General features: G+C 41.1%; 4 protein-coding genes. 3 read left to right on the plus strand and 1 reads right to left on the minus strand.

From position 1 onward, the window contains the following. Positions 1-99: 99 nt before the first annotated feature. On the plus strand, positions 100-2,478 hold the full coding sequence (locus tag AC5JMK_RS01575; RefSeq protein WP_495909225.1) for a single-stranded-DNA-specific exonuclease RecJ: 2,379 nt from the start codon (positions 100-102) through the stop codon (positions 2,476-2,478). Positions 2,479-2,608: 130 nt separating this feature from the next. Here AC5JMK_RS01575 and AC5JMK_RS01580 read toward each other — a convergent pair whose 3' ends face one another. Further along, positions 2,609-3,301: a YdcF family protein gene (locus tag AC5JMK_RS01580; protein ID WP_096676883.1), complete on the minus strand. Its 693-nt coding sequence runs from the start codon at positions 3,299-3,301 to the stop codon at positions 2,609-2,611. A gap of 310 nt (positions 3,302-3,611) precedes the next feature. On the opposite strand from AC5JMK_RS01580, the gene ctpB reads away from it, so the two are divergent. Both ctpB and AC5JMK_RS01590 read left to right on the plus strand, forming a co-directional pair. Further along, a complete protein-coding gene (gene ctpB / locus AC5JMK_RS01585; RefSeq protein ID WP_096676884.1) occupies positions 3,612-4,952 on the plus strand; it encodes a carboxyl-terminal processing protease CtpB in 1,341 nt (446 codons plus the stop codon). Between the two features lie 142 nt (positions 4,953-5,094). Beyond that, on the plus strand, positions 5,095-6,063 hold the full coding sequence (locus AC5JMK_RS01590) for a glycosyltransferase family 2 protein (protein WP_096676885.1): 969 nt from the start codon (positions 5,095-5,097) through the stop codon (positions 6,061-6,063). Positions 6,064-6,162 lie beyond the last annotated feature (99 nt).

Genomic DNA, 6,162 nt, shown 5'->3' on the forward strand with positions numbered 1-6,162 from the left:
TGCTGCAAGGTAGACGGAAGTTGCTACAGGCTGCGCGAAACACGCAAACGTGAAGGCGGAAGTTGCTGCAAGGTAGACGGAAGTTGCTATATTTATGATATGCCCGAACAACAGTGGATTTTAGCACCAACTGAACAATTACCAGAATGGTTTCTACAAGCTGTCAAGCAGTATACACCCACATCTAGTGGACAGTTTGCAGCACAGTTGTTATGGCAACGTGGTATAAAAGGCATACCACAAATAGCCACTTTTGTTAATCCCAAAATTTATTTACCTGCAAGTCCGTTTGAGTTTGGGCAAGAAATGCATCTAGCAGTAGAACGCTTGCAACAGGCATGGGAAACTGGTGATAAAGTCGCCATTTGGGGAGACTTCGATGCTGATGGTATTACCTCTACAGCCGTGTTATTGGATGGGTTGGGGCAATTTTTTATCCAAAATTCGCAGTTAGTTTACTACATTCCAAATCGATTAATAGAATCTCATGGACTCAACTATCAGGGCATAGATCAGTTGGCAAATCAGGGATGTAAGTTAATCGTAACTTGTGATACTGGCAGTACAAATATTGATGAAATTACTTATGCAAAACAGCTAGGTATTGATGTGATTGTTACAGACCATCACACTCTACCAGCAGAACGTCCACCAGTAACAGCCATTATTAACCCTCGGTATTTACCTGGTGATCATCAATTATTTCATCTTTCAGGAGTTGCAGTTGCTTACAAGTTAATAGAAGCTTTGTATCAAACATTGCCAAGTATTCCGCAACAACCGTTAGAAGATTTATTAGATTTAGTCGCAGTGGGATTAATTGCTGACTTAGTACAGTTGAGCGGAGATTGTCGCTATTTGGCTCAGTTGGGAATTGGACGACTACAAGAAGATTTTAAACTACCACCTGCACAACGGCGACGTCCAGGGGTGGGGCGATTGTTGGAATTATGTCAGAAAAGTGGCGATCGCCCCACAGATATTTCTTTTGGACTTGGCCCCCGGATCAATGCTGTGAGTCGGATTCAAGGTGATGCTAGTTTCTGCGTAGAATTACTAACCAGTCGCGACCAGACGCGTGTTCATCAGCTAGCAGAAGCAACAGAATTAGCCAACTCTCGCCGCAAGTCTCTACAAAAAGAGGTTGCTCAACAAGTCAATCAAAAGATCAACCAAATCGACTTGTCTACCACCAGCGTCATTGTTTTAGACGATCCTCAATGGTCCGTAGGTGTCTTAGGATTAGTAGCAGGACAAGTAGCGCAGGAGACAGGACGACCGACTATTTTGTTAAGTACAGAAGGATTTGGGGGACAGGGAGGACAAGGAGGACAAGGGGGACAGGAGAAAGCTTTCATTCTGTTTTCTCCCAATTCCCAATCCCTAGCCCGTGGTTCTGCGCGTTCAGTGAATTCTGTTGATTTATACCAACTGGTTAAAAATCAAGCCCATCTGTTACATCGTTTTGGTGGACATCCTTATGCTGCGGGGTTGAGTTTACCAGTGGAAAATATTCCTCTGTTTACACAAGCAATTAACCAACAATTACGGCAAAGTTTGGGTGGCGCAACTTTAATGTCAACACTACAGGTGGATTTAGTGGTGACAGTAGGAGATTTGGGGAAAGAATTATTTTTAGAATTAAAACTTTTGGAACCCTGTGGAATGGGTAATCCTGTGCCAAAGTTGCTGATTCAAAATTGTTGGTTTGAAAATGGTTGGCATCGCAATCAGCAAGATTCCCAGGGTAAAAAGATCCAGTATATTAAAACCGAGTTTGATATTCGAGATGAGTCTACCAAAAATCCGTTCCCTGGTGTGTGGTGGGGTCACTATAAAGATGAATTGCCACCAGGACGCTGTGATTGCATTGTAGAGCTAGATTACAATACCTTTAAAAAACGTTACGAAATTCGTTTAATTGCCGTGCGTTCTAATGAACAATCTGCAAGAGTAACTCAGCACTCCACACAAATTTTAGACTGGCGCAATCTCAACACTCCAATCGCACCGAGTACATCAAGCACATCCCCACTTTTGATTAAAGAATGTCCCACCAGTTGGGATGATTTACGAGCATGGTTGAGGCGATCGCTTCACAATCAGCAACCATTGGCGATCGCATGGTCTAAAACAGAATATCAATCTCCAGAACAAATTTGGCTGACGTTGGTAGGAATTGCCAAGTATCTCAGTCGCACCAATCAACTAGTCACCCGTGTTCAACTTTTGCAAAAACTCGGCATTGGTGATCAAAGTTTACACATGGGTTTTAGGGCATTAAGACACTTAGGTTTTACTATCCAAACACAAGATCGTTATTTGCTAATCAGCCAACATTCAAACACTCAATCATTACTCGCAGAGGCTACAATTGTCAAGTTTTTAGATGCTGTTCGCGAAGAACAATTTCAGCGTCAATATTTCACCGAAGTTCCGATCTCAACTATTCAAGCGATCGCAATACAAACTATTTAGTTGGTCATTTGTCAATTGACATTGGTTATTGGGGAACAGGGAACAGGGAACAGGAAAGAGAAGTTCTACCTTGTCCCCCGTGTCTCCCTTGTCCTCCGTCTCCTCCGTGTCCCCCGTGTCCCCTTTCCCACTATAAGTTTCCCTGGCGTTCACATTTAAAACTGCGATGCTGCCAAGATTTCATGTCTACATCTGTCAATTTTGTCACCTGTGAACATTCTGGCTGAATAATCTGGCTTAATCCTGCCCAAAATAAGCTACGGGTAACATCTAGTCCGGTTTTTGGCCAAGATTCACGATTACCAGGAATACCTTGTTCTTGTACAATTTCTGTTTCTACCCAAATGCCATGCGCCCCTAACATGATCTGTGCTAGCCACTTAGCCCGTGATAAGTGTGTACCAGAGGTAATCAACATGACTTTATGCACATGCCAACGGCGTAGAATCGGAATACCATAGTAGAAATTACTGAAAGTCGAATGAGCGCACTTCTCCAACCAGATATTTGTCATTGCAGCTACTTCCCTTTGAAAAATTAGCCAAATACAGGGATCAGGAGAACCACGAGAAATTAAAGTCTTGATTTGCGGATGTTGTTTGATCAACTTAGCAACAAAAATTTCTCGACGGATACTACCGCCAAGTACAAAAAAAGCGTCTACTGGCTTAGAGGATGCACAGACTAAAGTTATAGTAGTAAACATCAGCCAAATGCTAAGGAAAATACCCAAGCCAATTTTAATTTTTCGTAAAACTTCCCACCTTTTTAATAAGGTATTTCTACGAGGAATGTTATTAAGCTTTGTAACTTTACGTTTCATAGGAACTTTATATAAAATTTAAATTACCTATATTTTTTAATCATTAAAATTAATGCATCCAGGAATAACCGATTTTAGGTAATAATGAGTGCAATTATGACACTGATGAAAGCGTCATATGAATGCAGTAAGCTGACTGAGCAAGTTGACTAGTGCTAGAGAAAGTCCTTGATAAGTATTACGGTATTTTCAAGATAATTTAAAGGAAAACAACAATGAAGGGAGTATAGCCAGGCAGAAAAATTTATAACTTTCTACAGAGCTTCTGATTGCTAAACTGTCAACCACACAATTATTCCAGCTTATATACATGAAACAATCTGCAAAACGTTACTCGCCACTGCAAGTAGCTTTAATTGGAGGAGCGATCGCCACCACAGCTACAGTATCTGCATTCGGGCCAGGTTGGAGTCGTTCTGTTCGTGCAGCACTACAAGATAGCCCTAAACAGGTAGTTGACCAAGTATGGCAACTGGTAAATCGCGAATATGTGGATGGTTCTTTTAATCGCCAAAACTGGCAAACAATCAGACAAAGCCTATTGAGCAGAAACTATTCTTCTCGTGAAGAAGCTTACACCGCAATCCGCGAAGCGATGCAAAAGCTGGGAGATCCATATACACGCTTTATGGACCCTAAACAATTTGAATCTCTAACCAACCAAACATCTGGAGAAGTCTCCGGAATTGGCATTCGGATGGAGGTGAATGAAAACAGCAAACGGCTAGTTGTTGTAGAAGCCTTAGAAAATTCACCAGCAATCAAAGCCGGAATCAAAGCTGGGGATCAGATTGTGGCAATTAATGGTAAACCTACCAGCCAGATGAAAATCGAAGATGCCTCTAAGCTGATTCGTGGTAGAGCAGGTACAATGATTACTTTGCGATTAGAAAGAGATGGGCGTAGTGCTTTTGACCTGAAACTAACACGAGCTACGATTGAAGTTCCAACAGTACGTTATGCCCTTAAACAAGAAGGTCGTCGCCGAGTTGGCTATATTCGTTTACGGGAATTCAGCGCCCACGCCTCAGATCAGATGCAACGGGCTATCCGTGATTTGAATGCCAAACAAGTCGATGGCTTTGTACTAGATTTACGGGGTAATCCTGGTGGTTTGTTGCAAGCCAGTATTGAAATTGCCCGAATGTGGATGGATGATGGCGCAATTGTCCGCACTGTAGACCGTAGAGGTGGCAGTGAAGAAAGTAAAGCCAATCACACAGCCCTCACAAATCGTCCTTTAGTAGTACTAGTTGATAATAACTCAGCCAGCGCGAGTGAAATTCTCACAGGCGCACTTAAAGATAATAGACGAGCAATCGTCGTTGGTAGTCAAACATTTGGCAAAGCCCTAGTCCAATCAGTACATGAACTTGCAGATGGTTCTGGTGTAGCAATTACCATAGCCCATTACTACACTCCCAAAGGCACAGATATTAACCATAAGGGAATAGCACCAGATATTAAACTGGAATTAACAGAGCAACAACAGCGTCAGCTCGCATCTAACCCTGATTTGCTAGGAACTAACAAAGATCCTCAGTATAACCGTGCTTTGTCAATTCTTTCTAACAATCAGTTTGCCCAACCTTTGCCAAATCAAACATCTCAAAAGCCAAGCAGCTTCGGTGCTAAGAATTTACGACTTTAGTACTCAAGTTGAGGATTTGGGAATACTAAAAATTAGGTAGTTGGTTGTTGTTTGTTGTTTGTTGTTTGCAAAAACCATCAACAAGTAACCATCAACAAATAACTATCAGAAATTTTTAATTCCAAATCTGAGATCAAATACTATGCATTACCAATCAAACAACACAATGACCACTGATACTTTCTTACCTAATGTATCGGTGGTTATTCCTATTTATAACTGTGAAACGGATTTACCAGAGTTAATTAATTGTCTATTTGCTCAAACTTATCCAAAAGAATTAGTCGAATATCTATTAGTAGATAATAATAGTAGCGATCGCACTTTGGAATTATTACAACAAACAGCCAAAACTTCTCCTATATTGATTCGTGTTTTAAGCGAAAATAAAATTCAAAGTTCCTACGCAGCCCGTAACAGAGGAATTCGCGCTGCTAATGGTCAAATTATTGCCTTTACTGATGCTGATTGTCGTCCTCAAGCAGAGTGGCTAAAATTATTAGTTGCACCTTTTGTTAACAATGATGTGGCAATTGTCGCTGGTGAAATAACTGCGCTACCTGGTAATAGCTTATTAGAACAATTTGCTGAAAATCAACAGACTCTATCGCAAAAGCACACTCTCAATCATAAGTTTTATCCCTATGGTCAAACTGCAAATTTGGCGATTCGACGACAAGCATTAGAGAAAGCAGGTTTGTTTCGCCCCTATCTAACAACTGGTGGTGATGCTGATATCTGTTGGCGGATTCAACAAGAAAATATTGGACGTTTACAATTTGCAACCGAAGCGATCGTCAAACACCGTCACCGCACCACACTGAAAGAATTACAAAGTCAATGGCGGCGTTATGGGCGTTCAAATCGCTATTTGCACGAATTGTATGGTGTGGAGTTAATGCCAGACATGACACTCAAAGAATGTAGCTATCGACTAGCACGTTGGTTATTCAAGGAACTACCAAAGCAAAGTATCAAGTCTTTAACTGGTAAAACTCACCTTGTAGATTTATTAAATACTCCTATTGGTATATTGACAGCTAAGGCGCGTACTGTTGGTCAAAGAGAAGCTAAACTACCGCAACAAGCCAAAATCATTGAGACGCTATAAAAACTTGGAAATTGAAATTGTGAATACTTAGTAGTAGGTAATAGTTAAGCTGTTATGCATTTAAATTGTGATGACAGCGTCGCCTTTATTTTTGAGTTT

This window comes from Pelatocladus sp., assembly GCF_059505505.1.